At 61.5% G+C, this 24,813-nt stretch carries 21 protein-coding genes; 10 read left to right on the forward strand and 11 right to left on the reverse strand.

Annotated elements, in window-relative coordinates:
- The first annotated feature begins 70 nt into the window (after window positions 1–70).
- Both KW824_RS01460 and KW824_RS01465 read left to right on the forward strand, forming a co-directional pair.
- Window positions 71–1,069, forward strand: coding sequence for an oligopeptide/dipeptide ABC transporter ATP-binding protein (locus tag KW824_RS01460; protein WP_005325353.1), 999 nt, complete (start codon window positions 71–73; stop codon window positions 1,067–1,069).
- Window positions 1,070–1,304: 235 nt separating this feature from the next.
- Entirely contained in the window at window positions 1,305–2,090 is a 786-nt protein-coding gene (locus KW824_RS01465) for an ATP-binding cassette domain-containing protein (protein WP_182310592.1), read from the forward strand.
- Between the two features lie 145 nt (window positions 2,091–2,235).
- Here KW824_RS01465 and KW824_RS01470 read toward each other — a convergent pair whose 3' ends face one another.
- A complete protein-coding gene (locus KW824_RS01470) occupies window positions 2,236–2,994 on the reverse strand; it encodes a tRNA-(ms[2]io[6]A)-hydroxylase (protein WP_042650321.1) in 759 nt (252 codons plus the stop codon).
- A 118-nt stretch (window positions 2,995–3,112) separates the two neighbouring features.
- Window positions 3,113–4,126: a LacI family DNA-binding transcriptional regulator gene (locus KW824_RS01475; RefSeq protein ID WP_305730008.1), complete on the reverse strand. Its 1,014-nt coding sequence runs from the start codon at window positions 4,124–4,126 to the stop codon at window positions 3,113–3,115.
- A gap of 250 nt (window positions 4,127–4,376) precedes the next feature.
- Here KW824_RS01475 and ascF point away from each other — a divergent pair, with 250 nt between their 5' ends.
- Window positions 4,377–5,831 (forward strand): PTS cellobiose/arbutin/salicin transporter subunit IIBC, encoded by a 1,455-nt coding sequence (gene ascF / locus KW824_RS01480; RefSeq protein ID WP_218408678.1) that lies wholly within the window; start codon window positions 4,377–4,379, stop codon window positions 5,829–5,831.
- Window positions 5,832–5,864: 33 nt separating this feature from the next.
- Entirely contained in the window at window positions 5,865–7,295 is a 1,431-nt protein-coding gene (locus tag KW824_RS01485; RefSeq protein WP_256351220.1) for a 6-phospho-beta-glucosidase, read from the forward strand.
- Window positions 7,296–7,384: 89 nt separating this feature from the next.
- Here KW824_RS01485 and purF read toward each other — a convergent pair whose 3' ends face one another.
- The 7 genes from purF to lrp all read right to left on the reverse strand — a co-directional run bounded on the left by purF (window position 7,385) and on the right by lrp (window position 16,470).
- The gene (purF, locus tag KW824_RS01490) at window positions 7,385–8,905 is read right to left on the reverse strand and encodes an amidophosphoribosyltransferase (RefSeq protein ID WP_005325371.1); all 1,521 of its coding nucleotides are present in this window, start codon (window positions 8,903–8,905) and stop codon (window positions 7,385–7,387) included.
- 18 nt (window positions 8,906–8,923) lie between these two features.
- Window positions 8,924–9,415, reverse strand: coding sequence for a CvpA family protein (locus KW824_RS01495; protein WP_005325372.1), 492 nt, complete (start codon window positions 9,413–9,415; stop codon window positions 8,924–8,926).
- A gap of 188 nt (window positions 9,416–9,603) precedes the next feature.
- Window positions 9,604–10,899, reverse strand: a complete 1,296-nt coding sequence (serS, locus tag KW824_RS01500) for a serine--tRNA ligase (protein WP_005325374.1) — start codon at window positions 10,897–10,899, stop codon at window positions 9,604–9,606.
- A 288-nt stretch (window positions 10,900–11,187) separates the two neighbouring features.
- The gene (locus KW824_RS01505; protein ID WP_218408679.1) at window positions 11,188–12,525 is read right to left on the reverse strand and encodes a replication-associated recombination protein A; all 1,338 of its coding nucleotides are present in this window, start codon (window positions 12,523–12,525) and stop codon (window positions 11,188–11,190) included.
- A 75-nt stretch (window positions 12,526–12,600) separates the two neighbouring features.
- On the reverse strand, window positions 12,601–13,209 hold the full coding sequence (lolA, locus tag KW824_RS01510; RefSeq protein WP_042650317.1) for an outer membrane lipoprotein chaperone LolA: 609 nt from the start codon (window positions 13,207–13,209) through the stop codon (window positions 12,601–12,603).
- A 69-nt stretch (window positions 13,210–13,278) separates the two neighbouring features.
- Window positions 13,279–15,786 (reverse strand): DNA translocase FtsK, encoded by a 2,508-nt coding sequence (locus KW824_RS01515; RefSeq protein ID WP_218408680.1) that lies wholly within the window; start codon window positions 15,784–15,786, stop codon window positions 13,279–13,281.
- Between the two features lie 192 nt (window positions 15,787–15,978).
- A complete protein-coding gene (gene lrp, locus KW824_RS01520; protein WP_005300047.1) occupies window positions 15,979–16,470 on the reverse strand; it encodes a leucine-responsive transcriptional regulator Lrp in 492 nt (163 codons plus the stop codon).
- 150 nt (window positions 16,471–16,620) lie between these two features.
- Here lrp and ald point away from each other — a divergent pair, with 150 nt between their 5' ends.
- The 3 genes from ald (at window position 16,621) to KW824_RS01535 (ending at window position 20,169) form a co-directional block, all read left to right on the forward strand.
- Entirely contained in the window at window positions 16,621–17,736 is a 1,116-nt protein-coding gene (ald, locus tag KW824_RS01525) for an alanine dehydrogenase (RefSeq protein WP_043132101.1), read from the forward strand.
- Between the two features lie 184 nt (window positions 17,737–17,920).
- Entirely contained in the window at window positions 17,921–18,871 is a 951-nt protein-coding gene (trxB, locus tag KW824_RS01530) for a thioredoxin-disulfide reductase (protein ID WP_043132103.1), read from the forward strand.
- Between the two features lie 56 nt (window positions 18,872–18,927).
- On the forward strand, window positions 18,928–20,169 hold the full coding sequence (locus KW824_RS01535) for a diguanylate cyclase (protein ID WP_171269774.1): 1,242 nt from the start codon (window positions 18,928–18,930) through the stop codon (window positions 20,167–20,169).
- 102 nt (window positions 20,170–20,271) lie between these two features.
- On the opposite strand, the gene KW824_RS01540 is transcribed toward KW824_RS01535, so the two are convergent.
- Window positions 20,272–20,742, reverse strand: a complete 471-nt coding sequence (locus KW824_RS01540) for a glycine zipper 2TM domain-containing protein (RefSeq protein ID WP_218408681.1) — start codon at window positions 20,740–20,742, stop codon at window positions 20,272–20,274.
- A gap of 17 nt (window positions 20,743–20,759) precedes the next feature.
- Between KW824_RS01540 and aat the strand changes: the two genes are divergently transcribed.
- The 3 genes from aat to infA all read left to right on the forward strand — a co-directional run bounded on the left by aat (window position 20,760) and on the right by infA (window position 22,467).
- On the forward strand, window positions 20,760–21,467 hold the full coding sequence (aat, locus tag KW824_RS01545; protein WP_043132108.1) for a leucyl/phenylalanyl-tRNA--protein transferase: 708 nt from the start codon (window positions 20,760–20,762) through the stop codon (window positions 21,465–21,467).
- Complete coding sequence (locus tag KW824_RS01550) at window positions 21,464–22,180, forward strand: arginyltransferase (RefSeq protein WP_042650310.1); 717 nt, start codon at window positions 21,464–21,466, stop codon at window positions 22,178–22,180. Before aat ends, KW824_RS01550 begins: the two co-directional genes overlap by 4 nt.
- Window positions 22,181–22,248: 68 nt before the next feature.
- On the forward strand, window positions 22,249–22,467 hold the full coding sequence (infA, locus tag KW824_RS01555) for a translation initiation factor IF-1 (RefSeq protein ID WP_005300033.1): 219 nt from the start codon (window positions 22,249–22,251) through the stop codon (window positions 22,465–22,467).
- A gap of 69 nt (window positions 22,468–22,536) precedes the next feature.
- Here infA and clpA read toward each other — a convergent pair whose 3' ends face one another.
- Window positions 22,537–24,789 (reverse strand): ATP-dependent Clp protease ATP-binding subunit ClpA, encoded by a 2,253-nt coding sequence (gene clpA, locus KW824_RS01560; protein WP_043132110.1) that lies wholly within the window; start codon window positions 24,787–24,789, stop codon window positions 22,537–22,539.
- Between the last annotated feature and the right edge of the window lie 24 nt (window positions 24,790–24,813).

Consider the following 24,813-nt stretch of genomic DNA (forward strand, 5'->3'; position numbering starts at 1 on the left):
TACAGCGTTCAGGCCCTGCCGTCACGAGCCGATACAGTCACCCTCGCGCCGTTAAAAGGGGGAAATCATCATGCCCTTGCTTGATATACGCAATCTGACCATAGAGATCGACACCCCCCAGGGTAAGGTCAAGGCGGTGGACAGGGTCAGCCTGACCCTGAACGAGGGGGAGATCCGCGGCCTGGTAGGAGAATCGGGCTCGGGCAAGAGCCTGGTAGCCAAGGTGATCGTCGGCATCCAGAAGGACAACTGGACGGTGCGCGCCGACCGGATGCGCTTCAACGACATGGACCTGCTGACCATGGCCCCCAAGGAGCGGCGCCGCATCATGGGCCGGGAGATTGCCATGATCTTCCAGGACCCCATCAGCTGTCTCGACCCCTCCGAGGAGATAGGCACCCAGCTGGAAGAGGCCATCCCCACCAGCGCCTTCGCCGGCAAGTTCTGGCAGCGCTTCCAGTGGCGCAAGAAGCGGGCCATCGCCCTCTTGCACCGGGTCGGGGTCAAGGATCACCGCAAGGTGATGCGGGCCTATCCCCACGAGCTGTCGGATGGCATGTGCCAGAAGGTGATGATCGCCATGGCCATCGCCAACCAGCCGCGGCTGCTGGTGGCGGATGAGCCCACCAGCGCCATGGAGTCCACCACCCACTCCCAGATCCTGCGGCTGCTGGACAAGATGAACAAGCTGGGCAACACCACCATCCTCATCATCAGCAACGACATCGCCGCCATCGCCAACCTGACCGACACCATCAACATCATGTACTGCGGCCAGATGGTGGAAGTGGGCACCCGGGATCAGATCCTCGAATCCCCCCGTCACCCCTATACGGACGCCCTGCTCAAGTCCATTCCCGACTTCGACAAGCTGGTGCGTCACAAGTCCCGGCTCGAGACCCTGCCCGGGGTGATCCCCCCCCTGCAGCACCTGCCCATCGGCTGCCGCCTCGGCCCCCGCTGTCCCTATGCCCAGAAGCAGTGCGTGCAGACCCCGCTGATGAGCAAGGTAAAGGGACACCAATTTAGCTGCCACTTCCCCTTGAACATGGAAGAGCCGAAGAAATGAGCCCGAGTCATCACCAGCCCATGCCCAATCAGCAAGGCCAAGGGACATCCATTTCTAAACTGCCACTTCCCCTTGAACATGGAAGAACCGAAGAAATGAACCCGAGTCATCACCAGCCCATGCCCAATCAGCAAGGCCAAGGGACATCCATGCCCCAGCTGCCACTTCCCGCTGAACATGGAAGAGCCAAAGAAATGAGCCTGAACGTGAATGTCGTCATGAAGGAGCCCAGCCTGTGATCGAACCCGCCCTGTTGCAGGTCAGGGGCCTGTGCAAGACCTATCAGAACCGCACCGGCCTGTTCAGGCGCCAGGCGGTGGAGGCCATCAAGCCCCTGTCGTTTGATCTCGGGGTGGGCCAGACCCTGGCCATCGTCGGAGAGGCGGGCTCGGGAAAGAGCACGCTGGCGCGGATCCTGGCCGGCATGATAGAGCCGAGCGGCGGCGAGATCGCCATCGAGGGGCAGCCCCTGATCCACGGTGACTATCAGACCCGCTGCAAGCTGCTGCGGATGATCTTCCAGGACCCCAATACCTCGCTCAACCGAAAAATTCGGGTCGGCCAGATCCTGGAGACGCCGCTGCGCCTCAACACGGCCCTGAGCGAGGAGGAGCGTCGGGAGAAGGTGATCCAGACCCTGCGCATGGTGGGCATGCTGGCGGATCACGCCCTCTTCTATCCCCAGATGCTCTCCGCCGGTCAGCAGCAGCGGGTGGGGTTGGCGCGTGCGCTTATCCTCAACCCGAAAATCGTGGTCGCGGATGAGGCACTCTCCACCCTGGACATCTCGGTGCGCTCCCAGATCATCAACCTGCTGCTGGAGATGCAGGAGACCATGGGGCTGAGCTATGTGCTGGTGGCCAACGATCTGGGCATCGTCAGCCACATCAGCGACGAGGTGCTGGTGATGCACGAGGGCCGGGTGGTGGAGCGCGGCAAGACCTTGCGGGTCTTCGCCGATCCCCAGCACGACGTGACCCGCCGCCTCATCCAGAACTACAACAACGAATACCGCCGCTGATCCCCAGCCGTTCCCCCTCCAGCCCATGGGCCGGGCATAAAAAAACCCGGCCTGATGTCACATCAGTCGCCGGGGGATTGCGCTCAAAAAAGTGATTGCGTCGCTCGTAGTAGGAACACCGAGATAGTAGGCAGCCCCTCTGGGCTCAACAACTGTCAGATCTGACAGGCAGGCCGCTATGGAACCTGAATTGCGGGTCCGGTGAGCAGATAAGTTCGGCTTCGAGACGACCAAAGAAGGCGATCCGCTCGCTGATATCCTCCCCGGCATATTGCTCGGCCAGTGCCAGATAGTCCTGGTAGTGGCGCGCCTCCGATCGCAGCAGGGAGACATAGAAGCGGCCCAGCTCCTCGTCCAGGTGAGGGGCAATCTTCGCAAAGCGCTCGCAGGAGCGCGCCTCTATGTAGGCGCCGATGATCATCTTGTCCACCACGGCCGCCGGCTCGTAGGTGCGCACGTGGGCCAGCAGGCTGCGGGCATAGCGGGAGGCGGTGACGGGGCCGTAGGGGATGCCGCGGGCCTGCATTATCTCCAGCACCTGCTCGAAGTGGTGCAGCTCTTCTTGAATGAGCCGCACCATGGGGAACAGCAGGGGGTTGCGCTCGAGCTCGGCGAACACGCTTCTGTCGGACTCGCCCATGGTGCGTTTGCCGAGGATCTCGGCCTTCTCTGGGATGGCATCCAGCTCACGATAAAATTCGAGCTTGGGCAGCAGGTGGCGCTTCTCCTTGGGCAGGCAGTAGCGGCGAACCAGGCTGTGGGCCGTCAGGGCGGCCTTGTTCTCGCAGTTGGCGTGGTCGATGAGCAGGGTCGGCAATTGGGCGGGATCCCGCGCCATCTCCACCCACTCATCCGGGGTCTCACAATGCAGAAATTGGCGCACGGGGGCTAGCAGGTCATCCATCTGAACTCTTGCACTCTCTGGTTGGTCTTGATTGGCATATATTGATGCGGCGGGCGAGGCCCGCGAAGGGGGCCCATGCTAACGGATCCCGCCCCGCCTGCCCAGCACAGAGGCGGCCTCACTCCAGCAGGCGCTTGAGGGAATCGCGCCGGACCAGCTTGCCACTGAAAGAGGGCAGCGCCTCGGGCTCCCCCTCCTCCACCATGGTGATCAACCGGTTGATGGTCTCCTGGATCATCTCGGTCACCGGCATCTTGACGCTGGCCAGCGACGGAATGACGTAAGGAGCCAGGGCGATGTCGTCGAACCCCACCACAGAGACCTGCTCCGGCACCGACACGCCGCACTCGTGCAACTGCTTGATGGCACCGATCGCCATGTCATCGTTGCTGGCGATCAGGGCAGTGAAACTCATCCCGCGCGCCAGCAGGGTCGAGACGGCGGCCGCGCCGCAGGCGGGGGTCCACTTGCCGGGGGCGATCAGCGCCTCTTGCACGGGAATGCCGTGCCGGGCAAGGGCCTCGCGGTAGCCAGCGAGGCGCTCCATGCCAGTCGGCGAATCCGCCGAGCCTGTGATGAAGGCGATGTCGCTGTGCCCCATCCCGACCAGCCTGTCTACCACGGCCGCGGCGGCAGCCTGCTGATCGGAGTAGACGCAGTGCGCCGGGTGGCGCCGCAGCCGCCGGTTGAGCACCATGATGGGCTGGGAGTGCTGCTCGATGAGCTCGTCCATCTCCTCGACGCTGAGAAAACGCGGGTAGATGATGACGCCGTCACAGCGGGAGTCGAGCAGGTACTGGATGGCCTGTCGCTCCTCCTCGGCGCTGTGCTTGCCGTCGGCCAGGATCAGCTGGCGGCCCCGATCTTCGGTCAGCCGCGCCGCGTGGGAGAGCAACTCGCTGAAATAGACGCCGTGATAGAGGGTGTTGGTCACCACCAGCCCCAGGGTCTGGGTGTTTTTGGTGGCCAGCTGCCTGGCCAGCAGGTTGGGGCGATAGCCGCTCTCCTCTATGGCCTGGAACACCCGATCCCGGGTCTCCTGACTGGTATAGCCATTGCCCGACAGCACCCGGGAGACAGTCGCCTTCGACACCCCTGCCCGCTTCGCCACCTCCAGCATAGTCGTCATCATCTTCCCCTCTTCTCGACGGGCCGCAGTGTACTGCACGGGACCCGCTTGTGCTAACGAGAATGGGCGCAGGCCCCCCCTTTCAGTGATCCCATTCACGCTTCTGCACAATGGCGGTGCGACCGTCTTGTCTGTGAGCATGAAACTGCGCATGCTATGTGGAACCGGTTCCACAATGCAGTTTCATTCCCGTTCTTCCCGTCGTCAGTGATGGGGTTAGACAGGCCTCATTTGGTAAAAAGGATACGACTAGATGTCAAAGAACTACGCGGCCCTGGCCGGCAAGGTCATCACGGCCCTCGGCGGAACCGGCAACATAGTCGCCGTGACCCACTGCATGACGCGCCTGCGCTTCGTGCTGCAAGACCCCACCCTGGTGGACAGTCCAATGCTCAAGGCCACTGCCGGGGTACTTGGGGTGGTCAGCAGTGATAACCAGTGCCAGGTGATCATCGGCAACATGGTCTCCCACGCCTATCGCGAGGTGCTTGCCCAGTTGCCGGAAGGCGCACAGGGAGACGTGCCAGCGGCCAAGCCAGGTTTCAGCCTGCGGCGCATGGGCGCCGCCGTCCTCGACGCCCTGATCGGCACCATGTCGCCGCTCATCCCGGCCATCATCGGCGGCTCCATGCTCAAGCTGCTGGCCATGGTGCTGGAGATGACCGGCGTGCTGGAGAAAGGCTCCTCGACCCTCACCATACTCACGGTGGCCGGTGACGGCGCCTTCTTCTTCCTGCCCCTGATGGTGGCTGCCTCCGCCGCCGCCAAGTTCAAGACCAATATGTCGCTCGCCATCGCCATCGCCGGCGTGCTGGTGCACCCCAGCTTCATCGAGCTGATGGCCAGGGCCGCCGAGGGGGAACAGGTGACCTTCGCCCTGATCCCGGTCACCGCGGTGAAATACACCTACACAGTGATCCCGGCCCTGGTCATGACCTGGTGCCTCTCCTACATAGAGCGCTGGGTCGATCGCATCACCCCGGCGGTGACCAAGAACTTCTTGAAGCCCATGCTGATAGTGCTGATCGCGGCGCCACTCGCCATCCTGCTCATCGGCCCCATCGGCATCTGGATTGGCACCGCCATCTCGGGCCTGGTCTACACGGTTCACGACTACCTCGGCTGGCTGTCGGTGGCCATCATGGGCGCGCTCTGGCCCCTGTTGGTGATGACCGGCATGCACCGCGTCTTCACCCCGACCATCATTCAGACCATCGCCGAGACCGGCAAGGAAGGCATGGTGATGCCCTCCGAGATAGGCGCCAACCTCTCCCTCGGCGGCTCCTCCCTGGCCGTCGCCTGGCGCACCAAAAACCCCGAGCTGCGCCAGACTGCGCTGGCGGCGGCCGCCTCCGCCATCATGGCGGGGATCTCCGAACCCGCCCTCTACGGCGTCGCCCTGCGATTGAAGCGCCCCCTCATCGCCAGCCTCATCAGCGGTTTCATCTGCGGCGCCGTCGCGGGCATGGCCGGGCTCGCCAGCCACTCCATGGCGGCCCCCGGGCTCTTCACCAGCGTGCAGTTCTTCGATCCGGCCAACCCCATGAGCATCGCCTGGGTGTTCGCCGTGATGGCGCTCTCCGTGGTGCTCTCCTTCGTGCTGACCCTGGTGATGGGCTTTGAAGACATACCTGTGCAGGAGCAGTCTTCCCAGACGCCAGCCCGGGCCGACGCGGCCATGCCGGGCCAGCCGGCCGCCAGCCTGTGAATTCATATCATCCGACATGACAAGAGGTAACCAATGGCGATAACCAGATTTCCCCAGGATTTCCTCTGGGGCGGCGCCCTGGCCGCCAACCAGGCGGAAGGCGGCCATCGCGAGGGGGGCAAAGGACTGACCACGGTCGACATGATCCCCCATGGCGCCAACCGCATGGCGGTCAAGCTTGGCCAGGAGAAGCGCTTCATCCTGCGGGATGACGAGTTCTACCCAAGCCACGAGGCCATAGATTTCTACCACCGCTACAAGGAAGACATCGCCCTGATGGCAGAGATGGGCTTCACCGTGTTTCGCACCTCCATCGCCTGGAGCCGGCTCTACCCCAGGGGTGACGAGAAAGAACCCAACCCCGAGGGCATCGCCTTCTACCGGGCGCTATTCGAGGAGTGCAGAAAGTACAACATCGAGCCCCTGGTGACCCTGTGCCACTTCGACGTGCCCATGCACCTGGTGGTGGAGTACGGCTCCTGGCGCAACCGCCAGATGGTGGACTTTTTCACCCGCTATGCCCGCACCTGCTTCGAACAATTCGACGGCCTGGTGAAGTACTGGCTCACCTTCAACGAGATCAACATCCTGCTGCACAGCCCCTTCTCCGGCGCCGGACTGGTGTTCGAGGAAGGGGAGCACCAGGAGCAGGTCAAATATCAGGCCGCCCACCACGAGCTGGTCGCGAGCGCCCTGGCGACCCGAATTGCCCACGAGGTGAACCCGGCCAACCAGGTGGGCTGCATGCTGGCGGGGGGCAGCTTCTACCCCTACTCCTGCAAGCCGGAAGATGTCTGGGCCGCGCTGCAAAAGGAGCGGGAGAACCTGCTGTTCATCGACGTGCAGGCGAGAGGCGCCTACCCGGCCTATGCGGCCCGGGTGTTTCGCGAGAAGGGGATCCAGCTCGTCAAGGCGCCGGAGGATGATGAGGTTCTGAAGCACACCGTCGATTTCGTCTCCTTCAGCTACTACGCCTCCCGCTGCGCCTCGGCCGACATGAACGCGGGCAACACCAGCGCCGCCAACGTGGTCAAATCCCTGCGAAACCCCCACATCGAAGTGAGCCAGTGGGGCTGGGGCATAGACCCGCTCGGCCTTCGCATCACCATGAACAGCCTGTACGATCGCTACCAGAAACCCCTGTTCCTGGTGGAGAACGGCCTGGGAGCCGTGGACGAGATCAACGCCGATGGCGAGATAGAGGACGACTATCGCATCGACTACCTGCGCGCGCACATCCGCGCCATGGGGGATGCCATTGAAGACGGGGTACCGCTCTTGGGCTACACCAGCTGGGGCTGCATCGATCTCGTTTCCGCCTCCACCGGCGAGATGAGCAAGCGCTACGGCTTCGTCCACGTGGACAGGGACGATGCTGGCCAGGGCACCCTGGCGCGCAGGCGCAAGAAGTCGTTCTGGTGGTACCAGAAGGTCATCGCCAGCAACGGGGAAGATCTGGCCTGAGGGCCTCCCCTTACTGGCGGGAAGAGCATCAATGCAACAGGGGGGCCTAGGCCCCCCTGTTGTTCATCACGATGGCAATCAGAAAACGTTTAACTGCCTTCGTTGAAGATCTCCAGGTTGCTGGTTCCTTCCTGCCACTCGCGCACCGCCTTGTTGTCGTCGCTGCGCAGGGCGTTCAGGTGGTCCAGATAACCCTGATCCACGTCCGAGGTCACGTAGTGGCCATTGAACACCGAGGTCTCGAAGTGGCGCAGCTCGGGGTTGATCTCCCGCACCGCCTCTTCCAGATCTTCCAGATCCTGGAAGATCAGACCATCGGCGCCAATCAGCTTGCACACCTCTTCCACTTCACGGCCGTGGGCGATCAGCTCGTTGGCGGTGGGCATGTCGATGCCGTAGACGTTGGGGAAGCGGATTTCCGGTGCCGCCGAGGCGAAGTAGACCTTGGCCGCCCCTGCTTCACGGGCCATCTGGATGATCTGCTCGGAGGTGGTGCCACGGACGATGGAGTCATCCACCAGCAACACCTTCTTGCCCTTGAATTCGGAGCTGATGGCGTTGAGCTTGCGACGCACCGACTTCTTGCGCTGGGTCTGGCCCGGCATGATGAAGGTACGACCTATGTAGCGGTTCTTCACGAAGCCCTGACGGTAAGGCAGGCCCAGGGTATGGGCGATTTCCAGCGCCACGTCACAGGAGGTCTCGGGGATGGGGATGACCACGTCCACGTCGAGATCTTCCCACTCCCGTGCAATCTTCTTGCCCAGCTTGCGGCCCATGTTGAGACGGGCGGCATAGACGGAGACCTTGTCGATGCACGAATCGGGGCGGGCGAAGTAGACGTACTCGAAGATGCAGGAGCTCATCTGCGGGTTTTCCGCACACTGCTCGGAGAAGAGCTGGCCCTGCTCTGTGATGTAGATGGCCTCGCCCGGAGCGACGTCACGCACCGTCTCGAAGCCGATGGCGTCAAGCGCCACGCTCTCGGAGGCGAGCATGTACTCCACCTGGCCCTGCTCGTCAGCGCGACGACCCAGGATCAGCGGGCGGATGCCGTTGGGATCGCGGAAGCCGATGAGACCGTGGCCAATCACCAGCGAGACCACCGCATAGGCGCCGCGGATCTGCTGGTGCACCTTGCGCACCGCAGAGAAGATGTCTTCCGGCCGCAGCGCCATCTTGTCGCACAGATCCAGCTCGTGGGCCAGCACGTTCAGCAGCACTTCGGAATCCGAGGTGGTGTTGATGTGGCGGCGAGCCACCTTGAACTGCTGCTCCTTGAGATCCTTGGCGTTGGTGAGGTTGCCGTTATGGGCCAGCACCATGCCGTAGGGAGAGTTCACGTAAAAAGGTTGGGCTTCAGCGGCACTGGAGCTGCCTGCGGTGGGATATCTGACATGTCCTATGCCGATATGCCCCTTCAGTCGCTGCATGTGGCGCACTTCAAACACATCCTTCACCAGGCCGTTGGCCTTGCGTTGCCGGAAGTTTCCACTATCAATGGTCACGATCCCGGCGGCATCCTGTCCCCTGTGCTGCAACACCGTCAAGGCGTCGTAGAGGGCCTGATTGACGGGGGTGGTGCCAACTATACCGACAATACCGCACATGTCTTTGCTACCTCGAAGTCACTGTACCTGTTGAAGAAAACTGGACGAGTTCAGCATGAACCCGAAAAACCACTGGATCACCGGCTTGAACTCGGGAACCAGTTTGGACGCCACCCACCAGTCGCTCTGGGAGAGGCTGGTGAAGGTATCCATGAAAAACAGCAGGGCACTGACGATCAGTACCCCGCGAATGGCGCCAAAACAGACCCCCAACACTCTGTCGGTGCCGGAGAGTCCCGTCTTTTCCACCAGCAGGCCCACCACGTAGTTGACCACGCTCCCCAGGATCAGGGTCGCCACGAACAGGGCGGCGATGGCGAGGCCGTTGCGCACCATGGCGTCGGAGAAGGAGGTGAAGTAGACGGCGAGATCCGGATAGAAATGGCTGGCAATAAAAAAGGCGACGAACCAGGTGACGAGGGACATGGCTTCCTTCAGGAAGCCGCGCACCAGGCTGATGAGGGCAGAAAAACCGACGATGCCGATGATGGCGTAATCAATCCAGACCATAGAAAAAGATGTCCTGCGAAATTGCGGCGCAGTCTAACAAAAACGATTGCGCAATGCTTGATAAAAATGTGTTAAAGGTTCAATGGAGCGCCGAAGGAGACCGCTCTCGTCCCCTGCCGAGGGGGCGACTGGCGCCCAAATGCACAACGCCATGGCATGGCCATGGCGTTGTGCTGAGCAAGAGGGACTTAGCCGATGTGAGTCAGGCCACCCATGTAGGACTGCAGCGCCGCCGGGATGGCGATACGGCCGTCTTCCTGCTGGTAGTTCTCGATCACCGCCACCAGGGTGCGCCCTACCGCCAGGCCGGAGCCGTTCAGGGTGTGCAGCAGTTGCGGCTTGCCGTCGACACGCACGCGGGCCTGCATGCGGCGCGCCTGGAAGTCGGTGCAGTTGGAGACGGAGGAGATCTCGCGGTAGGTGTTCTGGGCCGGCAGCCACACTTCCAGATCGTAGGTCTTGGCGGCGCAGAAGCCCATGTCACCGGTACAGAGCGCCATCACGCGATACGGAAGCTCCAGCAGTTGCAGCACCTTCTCGGCGTGACCCACCATCTCTTCCAGCGCATCCCAGGACTTCTCCGGGTGCACCAGCTGGACCATCTCGACCTTGTCGAACTGGTGCATGCGGATGAGACCGCGGGTGTCACGACCATAAGAGCCGGCTTCGGAGCGGAAGCAGGGGCTGTGGGCGGTCATCTTGATGGGCAGTTCCTGCTCATCGAAAATCTCGTCGCGGGCCATGTTGGTGAGCGGCACTTCGGAGGTAGGAATGAGGGAGAACTTGCGCACCTTGCCTTCGTCTTCCCCTTCGCCCTCGATACCTGTGTTGAACAGATCCTGAGAGAATTTCGGCAGCTGGCCGGTGCCGTACAGGCTATCCGGGTTGACCAGATAGGGCACGTAGCATTCGGTGTAGCCGTGCTGCAGGGTGTGCAGGTCCAGCATGAACTGGGCCAGCGCGCGGTGCAGGCGGGCAATCTGACCCTTCATCACCACGAAGCGGGCACCGGAGAGCTTGACGCCGTTCTTGAAGTCCACGCCCTTGGCCGCTTCACCCAGATCGATGTGATCGCGCACCGGGAAGCTGAACTCGCGCGGGGTGCCCCAGCGACGCACTTCCACGTTGTCGTTCTCGTCGCGGCCCACCGGGGTGGTGTCGCTCGGCAGGTTGGGGATGGCGTCTGAGATGGCCTTGATGTCGGCCAGCAGGGCCTCGAGCTCGACCTTGCTGGTCTCCAGCTCGTCGTTGATCTTGGTCACTTCGGCCTTGAGCGGAGCCACATCTTCGCCGCGACGGGCAGCCTCACCGATGGACTTGGAGCGGGCGTTGCGCTCGGCCTGCAGCTCCTGGGTACGGGACTGCAGATCCTTGCGTTTCTCTTCCAGAGCATTGACAGCCGCTACGTCCAGCGCGTAGCCACGTGTCGCCAGACGAGCGGCAGCTTCTTCGATATCGCTGCGCAGATATTTGGGATCCAGCATGGTTTACCTACTTTTTTTAATGGGATCTGGGCCTGGGTCATCCGCCCTGGCGAGAAAACAGATCCGGAAGTTAACATCGGTTGGCGCACCCCTATGTCTTCGGAATCGGGCCTTCTAAATCAAGAAGATGGTGCAAGGCCAAGACAAGCGGGGTCAGAGGGGCAGTGTAGCAGACCGCCCCCCCGCCCGAACAGGGCGTATTGCTGTCGTTTTTGCCAAGTTTGACGGCATCAGCAGGCTTATCTTCGCCGATCCGAGGGATCGCCATGCTGCCCGGACAACGTGCCTTTACTTGTCTCTTTGACGCGGGCTCTGCCGGTCCAGCTCGCGCAGGTAATCGAGCTTCTGGGCGATCTGCTTCTCGAGGCCCCGATCGGTGGGCTGGTAGTAGTGCTTGCCGGCCAATTCTGGTGGGAAGTACTCCTCGCCGGCGGCATAGGCGCCGGGCTCGTCGTGGGCGTAGCGGTACTCGGCGCCATAGCCGAGCTCGCTCATCAGCTTGGTAGGGGCGTTGCGCAGGTGCGGCGGCACCTCGAAGTCCGGCAGGTTTTTGGCGTCATTGAGCGCCGCCTTCCAGGCGGTGTAGACCGCATTGCTCTTGGGGGCGCAGGCGAGGTAAACGATGGCCTGGGCGATGGCCCGCTCCCCTTCCGCCGGACCTATGCGGTGGAAACAGTCCCAGGCAGACAGCGCCACCTGCATGGCACGGGGATCGGCATTGCCCACATCTTCCGAGGCAATCGCCAGCAAGCGGCGGGCGACGTAGAGGGGATCGCAACCGGCGCTTACCATGCGGGCATACCAGTAGAGGGCCGCATCCGGCGCCGAGCCGCGAATGGACTTGTGCACCGCCGAGATGAGGTCGTAGAAGTGATCCCCGCCCTTGTCAAAGCGTGCCACATGCTCCCCCACCACGGCGGCGAGCAGGGCGCTGTCGATCACCCTCTCCCCTGTCCCATTGGCCTCGGCCATGTCGGCCAAGAGCTCCAGGTAGTTGAGGGACTTGCGCCCGTCCCCATCCACGGCTTTGGCCAGCGCCGCTTTGACGCCGGGGGCAAAGGTGAGACTCGGATCGTTGAGGCCACGGGGGTCTGTCATCGCCTGATCGAGCATGGCGAGGATGTCCTCCTCCTCCAGCCGTTTGAGCAGGTAGACCCGGGCCCGGGAAAGCAGTGCGTTGTTGAGTTCGAACGAGGGATTTTCGGTGGTGGCGCCGATGAAGGTGATGGTGCCGTCTTCGATGTGGGGCAGGAACACATCCTGCTGGCTCTTGTTGAAGCGGTGCACCTCGTCCACGAAGAGGATGGTACGCACCCCGCGCCAGCTGTTCTCCTTCGCCTTGTCGATGGCGGCCCGGATCTCCTTGATGCCGGAGGTGACCGCGGAGAGCCGCTCCACCTCCGCCTGGCAGTAGTGGGCCATCAGCTCGGCCAGCGTGGTCTTGCCGGTGCCGGGCGGTCCCCACAGGATCATGGAGTGGCAGTGCCCCGCCAGGATCGCCTTGCGCAGGGGCTTGTCAGCCCCCAGGATGTGCTGCTGGCCTATGTACTGATCCAGGTCCTGCGGCCGCATCCTGGCCGCCAGCGGACGAAAGTCCGACGAGAAATCCAATAAGAGGTTACTCATCTGTATTGACCCCCAGCATCACGCCCGCCGCCGTTGACAGACGGGCTGACGAGAAATCCAGCGACCGCCTGCTCATCAGCGCTGATCGTCCAGTGCGACCCCCGCAGGCGTCTTGAACACAAACTCGTTACCCTTGAGCACCGGCTTGCGGTTGAAGCTGCTCAAGGTGAATTCGCTCCACTGCCCCTGAGCCTCTTTCACGTCGAACCGGCTGATATTGTTCTGACGGTCGAAGGTGATGCGGAAGGAGGCGATCAGCTCGTCCTTGTTGCGGCTGGTGACTGTGTAGACGTCCCCTTCCTGGGTCACGTCGTAGTTCTTCCAGAGCCCGACATCGTTGCCGGCGATGAGCACGAAGGGGGTGTTGAGTACCGCATCCTTCATCTTGAGGGCGGTGACCTGCTCGACGAAGGGGTCATAGACCCACACATCCTTGCCGTCCGCCACGATCAGGCTCTCGTCCGGGGTCGTGGTGTGCCAGTTGAAGCGGTTGGGGCGCTGCACCAGCAGGGTGCCGCTCGCCTTCTGCAGCTCCTTGCCCTTGCTGTCATAGACGGTCTGGGCAAACTTGGCCGAAAACAGGCTGACACCCGTCAGCTTCTGCTTGAGATCGCTGGCCGCATCGGCCCACACCTGGCTGCTGGCAAGCAACAGTACAGAACCCATCAATAATGCTTTTTTCATCGCGATTCCCGTTGAAGAGGGTCAGATAAAAGGCCATGTCCGCAGACATGGCCAAGATGATATGAAGGCTTAATCACGCACCGGGGGCGGTGCCAGCACATCGCGCTGGCCGTTGCCCCCCGGAGAGCTGACGATGCCCTGGTTTTCCATCTGCTCGATGAGACGGGCCGCCCGGTTGTAACCAATCTTGAACTTGCGCTGCACGCTGGAGGTCGAGCCACGGCGGGATTCCACCACGAAGGCGACCGCCTCGTCGAACAAGGGATCCAGCTCCTCGTCACCACCGCCGCTGTACTCGCCGCCACCGCCCTCGCCATCCGACTCACCGGAGAGGATCTCCTCGATGTAGTTCGGCTCGCCGCGCAGTTTCCAGTCCGCCACCACCTTGTGCACCTCGTGGTCATCGACGAAGGCGCCGTGGACCCGGGTCGGGTTGGAGGTGCCGGCGGGCATGTAGAGCATGTCCCCCATGCCGAGCAGGGATTCGGCGCCGCCCTGATCCAGGATGGTGCGGGAGTCGATCTTGCTCGACACTTGGAAAGAGATCCGGGTCGGGATGTTGGCCTTGATGAGGCCGGTGATGACATCCACAGAGGGGCGCTGGGTCGCGAGAATGAGGTGAATACCGGCTGCCCGCGCCTTCTGGGCGATACGGGCGATGAGCTCTTCCACCTTCTTGCCGACGATCATCATCATGTCGGCGAATTCGTCCACCACCACCACTATGTGGGGCAGTTTTTCCAGCTCAGGCGGCATCTGATCCATGGAGTCACCCGGACGCCACAAGGGATCCCGCAGGGGCTCGCCCTCGGCGGCCGCGGCCAGCACCTTGTCGTTGTAACCCTTGAGGTTGCGCACCCCGACCGCGGACATCAGCTTGTAGCGACGCTCCATCTCGCCGACGCACCAGCGCAGGGCGTTGGCGGCATCCTTCATGTCGGTGACCACCTCGGTCAGCAGGTGGGGGATACCTTCGTAGACAGAGAGCTCCAGCATCTTGGGGTCGATCATGATGAAGCGCAGATCGTCCGGCGTCGACTTGTAGAGCATGGAGATGATCATGGTGTTGACCCCCACCGACTTGCCCGAGCCCGTGGTACCGGCCACCAGCAGGTGAGGCATCTTGGCCAGGTTCACCACCACGGGTTCCCCCGCGATGTCCTGCCCCAGCCCCATGGTCAGCGGATTGTGGCTGCCAGAGAAGGCCTCGCAGTCCAGGGTCTCACGCAGGTAGACGGTCTGGCGCACCCGGTTGGGCAGCTCGATGCCGACAAAGGTCTTGCCCGGGATAACCTCCACCACCCGCACACTGCTGGCGGAGAGGGAACGGGCGAGATCCCGGGAGAGGTTGGTGATCTTGCTCGCCTTCATGCCCGGCGCCAGATCCAGCTCGAAGCGGGTGATGACGGGGCCCGGATAGACGCCGACCACCTTTGCCTGCACGTTGTAGTCGGCGAGTTTCGCCTCCACCAGCCGGCCCATGCGGTCCAGCTCGTCCTTGCTCATCATCTGAGTCTTGGCGGGCGGGCGGTCGAGCAGCTCTATGCTCGGCAGCGGCGCCATGGCGGGCTGGGGACGGCGCTTGGGCTTGACCGGTGCGGCCACCGCAGGCGCGGCGGCAGTTTCCTCCCCTTCTGCCCAGGGCAGATCGAGTTCGTCATCCCCGTCATCGGCCAGGGCCGGCTGACGGCGGGCATTGGCAACGGCGGCGCGCTTGGGTCTGGCCACGGGCGCCGGCTCGTCCTCTTCATCATCGAATTGCGGATCGAACTGGAAGGTGTCGTCATCGAGCTCCGGCAGCCATTCGTCAGATTTTGACTTCTGGCTCCCCTTGGCCTTGGGGTTGCGCGTCCAGCTGCTATGGGGCTCGTCCTCTTCGTCGTCGAGATCGAGAGCGCCCACACCCCCTTCCAGCAGGGGATCCGGCCCCTCAAAACGGGGCTGGCGCCAGCCGCCTGTCAGCCAGCGACCCAGGGTTGTCGGGAAATGGTAGATGGCGCTGACGCTGCCGGTGCAGGTGGCCCCGATCCGCTCGACTATGGTGAGCCAGGACCAGCCGGTGAACAGGGTGATGCCGGTGGCCACGAAGCAGAGCAGCATCAGGTTGGCCCCGACCCCGCCAAACAGGGGCACCACGGCGGAGGCGATCACGTCCCCCACTAGGCCGCCTGCGGAGAAATTCTGCAAGTCATTGAAGTTCATGCTGGCGATGGCGGACATCCCGAGCACCGTCAGGACAAAGCCGATGATGCGCACCGAGAGGGTGAGATAGTCCACCTCCAGCAGCCGGCTCGGGCGCCAGAACAGGCTCCAGCCGAGCAGTACCACCAAGGGGGGCACCAGATAGGAGAAGGCCCCGAAGGTGAACATGGTGATGTCGGCGAGCCAGGCACCGGCGCTGCCCGCGAGGTTCTTCACCTCTCCCTGCCAGGAGGTTTGGGACCAACCGGGATCGGCGGGATGGTAGGTCAACAGGGCAAGCAAGAGATAGGCAGCCATCAGCGTGATGGCGATCAAGACGGCCTCGAAGATCCGTTGCGTACCTGACAAAGGAGTAAACAGCTTTTTATCGGCCAAACTCCGGCTCCTTTCTGAAAACATGTAATGCGGGGATAGGGGGCCTAGTATCCCTGAAAAGCCCACCGATTGTCAGCCAGTGCCTGAGGGCGGGGCCATGAATACAGTAATAAGAAGAAACGAGCGGACCGGCCGCTCGTTTCTGACTATCGTGACTCGTCGTGGTGTATGCAAGTCACAGCACAATCCCGCTTATCGGGTGCTGATCACCAGACGACTGCTCTGCTTGACCTCTTCCATCACCACATAGGTGCGAGTGTCATTGACGCCGGGCAGACGCAGCAGGGTTTCCCCCAGCAGGCGGCGGTAGGCCGACATGTCGCTGACGCGGGTCTTGAGCAGATAGTCGAAATCACCTGACACCAGATGGCACTCCTGGATCTCTTCGAGCACCTGAACAGCCTTGTTGAACTGTTCGAACACGTCGGGGGCGCCACGATTGAGGGTAATTTCCACGAACACCAGCAGAGACGCATCCAGATAATGAGGGTTCAGAATAGCGGCATATCCTTCGATATAGCCTTGACGCTCGAGGCGACGAACCCGTTCCAGACACGGTGTGGGACTCAGGCCAACTCGTTTGGACAACTCAACGTTCGAAATCCTGCCATCCTTTTGCAGTTCATTCAGAATGTTGCGGTCAATCCTGTCCAAATCCTTTAGCCGACTCTTAGCTTCCATCATTTAATTCCATCCTTTGGCTATTTTTTGGTAAGAATCACCAGTCATTTTATAATAATGGTCACAAATCCTGTCAATACCTGAATATACTAGGCGCAAATGTTGCTTAACATCTGGGCAACATAAACCACCAATCGATAGACGAGGGATAGCATGATTATCGGTGTACCTAAGGAAATAAAAAACCATGAATATCGCGTAGGCATGGTTCCGGCCAGTGTACGTGAACTGACAGCACGAAACCATACCGTTTTCGTCCAAAGCGGCGCAGGAAATGGCATTGGCTTCAGTGACGCAGATTATCTGGCTGCCGGAGCCGAAATTCTGGCCTCTGCGGCAGACGTTTTCGCCAAGGCGGAGATGATCGTCAAGGTCAAGGAGCCCCAGGCGGTCGAGCGCGCCATGCTGCGCCCGGACCAGACCCTCTTTACCTACCTGCACCTGGCGCCAGACCTGGCCCAGACCCGGGAGCTGGTCGACAGCGGCGCCGTCTGCATCGCCTACGAGACCGTCACCGATGGCCGTGGCGGCCTGCCCCTGCTGGCCCCCATGTCTGAAGTGGCCGGACGCATGTCTATTCAGGCCGGTGCCCAGGCGCTGGAAAAATCCCGCGGCGGTAGCGGTGTGCTGCTCGGTGGTGTACCCGGAGTCGAACCGGCCAAGGTGGTGATCATCGGCGGCGGTGTGGTCGGTTCCAACGCGGCCCGCATGGCCATCGGCCTGCGTGCCGACGTGACCATACTCGACAACAATATCGACACCTTGCGTCGTCTCGACAGCGAGTTCCAGGGGGCGGCCAAGGTGGTTTACTCCAATCGCGAGACCCTGGAGCGCCACCTGCTGGCGGCGGATCTGGTCATCGGCGGCGTGCTGGTACCGGGCGCCACTGCGCCAAAACTTGTCAGCCGTGACCACATTGCGCGCATGAAGCCGGGCTCCGCCATCGTGGATGTGGCCATCGATCAGGGTGGCTGCGTCGAGACCTCTCACGCCACCACCCACGAGGATCCCACCTTCATCGTCGACGAGGTGGTGCACTACTGCGTAGCCAACATGCCGGGCGCCGTGGCCCGCACTTCCACCGTGGCCCTCAACAACGCCACCCTGCCCTTCATCATCAAGCTGGCGGAACAGGGTTATCGCGGCGCACTGCTCAGTGATCCCCACCTGTTGCACGGCCTGAACGTGATGGCGGGCAAGATCACCTGCAAAGAGGTCGCCGTGGCGCACAACCTGGCCTACACGGATCCCCTGACCCTGCTGAACTGATCCCGCCCCCGCCAGGGAGCGTCGATGAGTGAAAATCCGCCCGCGATGGGCGGTTTTTTTATGGCTCAAATCCAGCCATCCTTTCCTCTCTTTGGCGATTGCCACAATCGGTGCCCTGGCCTTTGACCCCGGATCACGAATTACCTACAATCGCGCAAACTCATCACGTCTCGGAAATCACATCATGAGCCAAGTTACTCATAGCAAACTGCTGATCCTGGGCTCCGGCCCGGCGGGTTATACCGCCGCCGTCTACGCCGCCCGCGCCAACCTCAATCCCCTGCTCATCACCGGCATGCAGCAAGGTGGTCAGCTGACCACCACCACAGAGGTGGAAAACTGGCCAGGGGACGCGGAAGGGCTGACCGGCCCGGCCCTGATGGAGCGCATGAAAGAGCATGCGGAAAAATTCGATACCCGCATCCTGTTTGATCATATCAATGAAGTGGAGCTGACCCAGCGCCCGTTCCGCCTCAAGGGTGACAACGGTGAATACAGCTGCGACGCGTTGATCATCGCCACCGGCGCCTCCGCCAAGTACCTGGGCCTGCCTTCCGAAGAGGCCTTCAAGGGCCGTGGCGTCTCCGCCTGTGCCACCTGTGACGGCTTCTTCTATCGCAACCAGGAAGTGGCCGTGGTCGGCGGCGGCAACACCGCCGTGGAAGAGGCGCTCTATCTGGCCAACATCGCCAAGAAGGTGCACCTCATCCATCGCCGCGACGAGTTCCGCGCCGAGAAGATCCTGATCAAACGTCTGCACGACAAGGTCGAGAGCGGCAACATAGTGCTGCACACTCACCAGACCCTGGACGAGGTGCTGGGTGACAACATGGGCGTGACCGGCGTGCGCCTGCGCAGCACCCGGGACGACTCCACCTCCGAGCTGCCGCTGATGGGGGTCTTCATCGCCATCGGTCACCAGCCCAACACCCAGATCTTCGAAGGCCAACTGGCGATGGAAAACGGCTACCTCAAGGTGCGTGGCGGCCTGGAAGGGTTCGCGACCCAGACCAGCATCCCGGGCGTGTTTGCCGCCGGCGACGTGGCCGACCACGTCTACCGTCAGGCGATCACCTCAGCCGGTACCGGCTGCATGGCAGCCCTGGATGCCGAGCGATATCTGGACGCACAATAAGCACAAGGATATAAAGGGCATGCCAAGTGGCATGCCCTTTTCTTTTAAGGAGCCGGATGAAACGGAAAATATTGATTGTGGAAGACAGCCTGACGATTCGCCGCATGTTGACTCAGGCCATTTCGCAACAAACCGGGCTGGAGATTGATGCGTTCGATACCCTTGAAGGCGCCCGCGACTGTCAGGGCGAAGAGTACGTGGTCGCCCTGGTGGATCTCACCCTGCCGGATGCCCCGAGTGGAGAAGCCGTCAATGTGCTGCTGGACCGTGGTCTGCCCGTGGTGATCCTCACCGCCGACATCAGCGAGGAGAAACGGGAAGCCTGGCTGGAGGCCGGTGTGCTGGATTACGTGATGAAAGATTCACGCCACTCCCTGCAATACGCCGTCAGCCTGGTGCACCGCCTCTACCTCAATCAGGCTATCGAGGTGCTGGTGGTCGATGACTCCCGCACCTCCCGCCATCGCACCGCTGCCCAGTTGCGCAAGCAGTTGCTGCTGGTGCACGAGGCAACCTGCGCCCGGGATGCCCTGGCCCTGCTCGAGCAACACCCGGCCATTCGCCTGATGCTGGTGGATTACTACATGCCGGAGATAGACGGCATCAGCCTGGTGCGGATGCTGCGTGAGCGTTACAGCAAGCAGCAGCTCGCCATCATCGGCATCTCGGTGTCGGACAAGCACGGCCTCTCTGCCCGCTACCTCAAGCAGGGGGCGAACGACTTTCTCAACCAGCCGTTCGAGCCCGAGGAGCTGCAGTGCCGGGTCAGCCACAATCTGGAGGCGCTCGAGCAGTTCAACAACATCCAGGAATCGGCCAACCGCGACTACCTGACCGGGCTCTACAACCGGCGTTACTGGTTCAACGAGGGGCAGAAGTGGTTCGAGGAGCATCAGCGTCAGCAGGCGCAGCTCGCCCTGTGCGTGCTGGACGTGGATCATTTCAAGCAGGTCAACGATCACTGGGGCCATGCCATCGGCGATCAGTTGCTCTGCCACCTGACCCGGCTGCTCACCCAGTTCTTCCCGGATGCCATGATAGCCCGTTTCGGTGGCGAGGAATTTGCCCTGATGGTGCCCCACTGCCCGGTTCCCGTGCTGCTCAAGCGGCTGGAGGGGCTGCGGCAACAGTTGCGTCAGCAGCCGCTGTCACGGGAAGTACCGCTCTTTGTGCGCGCCAGCTTTGGCGTCATCAAGGTCGGGCGGCTCTCCATGGACGAGGCGCTGAGTGAGGCAGATCGCCAGCTGTATCAGGCAAAGAACACAGGTCGCGACAAGATAGTCTGCCAGGACGCCTGAACGAGTCTCGAAAGAGACACTCCGTGTAGTACCGCCCGGCGCCCCTTGTGACCGCCGGGTTATTCCCCCTCCTGATTGCCCCCTGCCCGCTCACGGGTTTCCTCAATAGGTCTTGTCGACCCGCACCCCATCGCTGAAATAGAGGATGCGCACCTTGTCTCCGCTCGCAAACACCATGGCCGGATCGTAGTCCTGGATAACGTTGATGAGCCCGTTCTGTTCATTGCGGATCAAGAGCTCCACCAGCTGCTTCTCCACCACGCTGCCACCGGACTGGTAGTGCTGCACCGCAGCAGCCCCCGCCAGTGCCCCCACGGCGGTGGCGATCTCCCGCCCATGGCCGCCGCCAAACTGGTTGCCAAGCAGCCCCCCCAGTACGGCGCCACCCAGGGTTTTCCAACCGGTATGCTCGGATTCCAGCACCTGGCGCTGGGTGATGTTGCGCACCGTGTCCACCTGGCCAAACACCACCTGATCGACGGGGCGAGCCGTATTGCGCTCGTAGGGTGCAGCCCAGGCGGGCGCCGTGACAAAGCCCAGCAAGCTGGATACTATCAGGATAATGGCCTTCATCTGTGAACCTCTGTCTTATGTCTCGCTATCTCACCGAACTGGATGATGAGCTGTGCTGGTTTCCCTCCCCCAGCCATGCGCTGGAAGAACCCAACGGCCTGCTGGCGATCGGGGGAGATCTCTCCCCTGCCCGTTTGCTGGCAGCTTATCACAGCGGGATCTTTCCGTGGAATGAGCCCCATCAGCCGCTGCTGTGGTGGTCGCCGGATCCCAGGGGGGTGATAGTGCCCGATGAGCTGCACATAGGGCGCAGCCTGCAGAAGTATCTGCGCCGCACCCCCTTCGACATTACCATCGATCATGCCTTCGATGAGGTGATAGCGGCCTGCGCCGCCCCCCGTCGCAGCGCCAGCGGCACCTGGATAAGCGCCCCCATGATCGACGCCTATCGGCAGTTGCACCGCCTGGGCCATGCCCACTCCGTCGAGATCTGGCAGGATGGTCAGTTGCAGGCGGGGCTCTATGGCCTCTCCCTTGGCCGCCTCTTCTGCGGTGAGTCCATGTTCAGCCGCATCGATAACGGCGCCAAACTGGCCATGGTGGCGCTCTGTCGCCACTTCGCACGCCATGGGGGTGCCCTCATCGACTGCCAGATGCAGAACGACTTCCTGGCCACCCTGGGAGTCCAGGAGTGGCCAAGAAGCCGGTTTCTGACCACATTGGCGAGCCTGATCAAGCAACCACTGCAAGACGGTTGCTGGCAGCAGAGGAGAATCAGCCTATGACAGAAGAAGTGATCCTCAAGGTAGGCCTGACCCCCAGACACCCGTGTAGCTACCTCGGCCATGAGCAGGAGCAGTTGCTGGTACTGATGGATCATGAGCTGCTCAATGCTGCCGGTTACGAGCGACTGCTGACGGCGGGATTCAGGCGCAGTGGCAACGACATCTATCGCCCCCATTGCCCGGCCTGCAGCGCCTGCCAGTCACTGCGCATCCACAGCGAGCGTTTCGTGCCTAACCGCGGCCAGAAACGCGTTCGTCAGCTGAACCGGGATCTCGAGCTGGTGCTGAGCTACGACGACAAACCCGAGTATTACCAGCTCTATGAGCGCTACATCCGCGAGCGCCACCACGATGGCAGCATGTACCCGCCGAGCCGCACCCAGTACAAGGGATTCCTGCACTGCGACTGGATGCCACCGCTCTACATGGAGATACGCAAGGAGGGACGCCTCATCGGGGTGGCCACCACGGACCTGCTCCCCCACTCCATGAGCGCCATGTATACCTTTTTCGATCCCGATTATGCCGACCGCTCTCTGGGCACCTTTGCCATTCTGAGCCAGTTGGAACTGGCCAGGCGCACCGGTCGCAGCTGGCTGTATCTGGGCTATCTGGTGGAGGCGTGCCGCAAGATGAATTACAAGCGCCAGTACCTGCCCCACGAGCTGCTGGTGCAGGGAGAATGGAAAAATATCGACACCAAGCCCGAGTAAACTTTACACATAGCCTTAAATCCGGCATGATCCAGCGGTTTTTTGTTGTGGCTTATCAAGAGGATTCAATGGCTAAAGAAGACAGTATTGAGATGCAGGGTACCATTCTCGAAACCTTGCCCAATACCATGTTCCGTGTGGAACTGGAAAATGGTCACGTGGTTATCGCTCATATTTCCGGCAAGATGCGCAAAAACTACATCCGTATCCTGACTGGGGACAAAGTAACGGTGGCTCTGACTCCGTACGATCTCTCCAAGGGACGTATTGTTTTCCGCTCTCGCTAAGCCAGGAATTCAGCAAAAAACCCCAGCCTCGCGGTTGGGGTTTTTTGTCGTTTCTGGCCTCAATCACATTTAGTGAGAGACAGCTTCAACATTGACCTGGAAGTCAAAGCTGAGGCTGTTATTCACCAGCTCCACTCTCACTACTCCGCCATCGACCAGTGAGCCGAACAGGATCTCATTGGCCAACGGCTTCTTGAGGTGCTCCTGAATGACCCGTCCCATGGGTCTGGCACCCATTGCCCGATCATAACCCTTCTCGGCCAACCAGTGGCGCGCCTCTTCAGATACCTCCAGTGATACCCCTTTGGCATCCAGCTGTACCTGCAGTTCGACGATGAACTTGTCGACTACCTGATGGATCACCGCCATGTCCAGATGGTTGAACCAGATGGTGTGATCGAGCCGGTTACGAAACTCCGGACTGAATGTCTTGTTGATCACCGCCATGGCATCGTGACTCATGTCCTGCTGCTGGAAGCCAATGGACTTGCGCTGGGTCTCCTGTACGCCCGCGTTGGTGGTCATCACCAGGATCACGTTGCGAAAATCGGCCTTGCGTCCGTTGTTGTCCGTCAGGGTGCCGTTGTCCATCACTTGCAGCAACAAGTTGAAGACATCCGGATGCGCCTTCTCGATCTCGTCCAGCAGCACCACCGAATGGGGATGCTTGAGCACCGAGTCGGTCAGCAAGCCACCCTGCTCGAAGCCCACATAGCCGGGAGGCGCCCCGATCAGGCGGGAGACGGTATGGCGCTCCATGTATTCGGACATATCAAAGCGCAGTACCTCGACCCCGAGCGCCTTGCCGAGCTGCTGGGTGACTTCGGTCTTGCCCACCCCGGTCGGGCCGGCAAACAGGAAGCAGCCCACAGGGCGACGCTCGTTGCCAAGGCCGGAACGCGACAGTCGGATCGCGTCGGTCAATACGGTAATGGCCTTGTCCTGGCCGAACACCACCATCTTGAGGTTGCGCTCCAGGTTCTTCAGTACCTCCTTGTCGGAGGAGGAGACTGATTTCTCCGGGATGCGGGCAATCTTCGCGACTATGGCCTCGATTTCCGGCACATTGATCACTTTTTTACGCTTGCTGACCGGCAACAGACGTTGCCCCGCCCCCGCCTCGTCGATCACGTCGATGGCCTTGTCCGGCAGGTGGCGGTCATTGATGTACTTGGCGGAGAGCTCGACCGCAGCGCGGATGGCCTTGACGGTGTAGCGCACGCCATGGTGAGACTCATAACGGCTCTTGAGCCCCATCAGGATGCGAGTGGTATCATCTATGCTCGGCTCGACGATGTCGATCTTCTGGAAGCGGCGCGCCAGAGCCCGATCTTTTTCGAAGATCTGGGAATACTCCTGATAGGTGGTTGACCCCACACAGCGCAGCAGACCATTGGAGAGCAGCGGCTTGATGAGGTTGGCCGCATCCAGCTGACCGCCGGAGGCTGCGCCCGCCCCAATGATGGTGTGGATCTCGTCGATGAAGAGGATGGCCCCTTCCTGACGCTCGATCTGCTTGAGCAGCACCTTGAGACGCTTCTCAAAGTCACCACGGTACTTGGTCCCTGCCAGCAGGGAACCCATGTCCAGGGAATAGATGGTACTGTTTGCTATCACCTCGGGCACGTCACCCTTGACGATACGATAGGCGAGCCCCTCGGCGATGGCGGTCTTGCCCACACCGGCCTCCCCCACCAGCAAGGGATTGTTCTTGCGGCGACGGCACAACACCTGAATGGTGCGGCTCAGCTCCTGATCGCGACCGATCAGCGGATCGATGCGCCCCTCCAGTACCAGCTGGTTGAGGTTGGTGGCAAAGCTCTCGATCTGGGCGGAGGAGACCTCGTCATCGGACTCGGCATTATTGCCGCCACTCTCGGGCTTGCTGTCTTTGCGCACCCCGTGGGAGAGGAAGTTCACCACATCCAGCCGGCTGATCTCGGCTTTTTTCAGGAAGTAAGCAGCCTGGGACTCCTGCTCGCTGAAGATGGCGACCAGCACATTGGCACCGCTCACCTCGGTATTGCCCGACGACTGGACATGGAACACGGCACGTTGCAGCACGCGCTGGAAGCCAAGGGTCGGTTGGGTTTCTCTGTCTTCGTCATCACGGGGGATGAGCGGGGTCGTTTGATTGATGAAGGCGCGTATTTCCTTGCGCATCTGCTCCACATCCGCACCACACGAATTCAGCGCCTCATGGGCTGAACTGTTATCCAGCAGGGCTAACAACAGGTGCTCGACGGTCATGAATTCGTGGCGCTCGTCACGGGCCAGCTTGAAAGCCTCGTTCAGCGTCTTTTCTAGATCTTTGTTCAACATAGGCACCTCCCCTCAGTACAGCAA

Origin of the sequence: Aeromonas sp. sif0611, from assembly GCF_019218845.1 — a bacterium.
GTDB lineage: Bacteria > Pseudomonadota > Gammaproteobacteria > Enterobacterales > Aeromonadaceae > Aeromonas > Aeromonas media.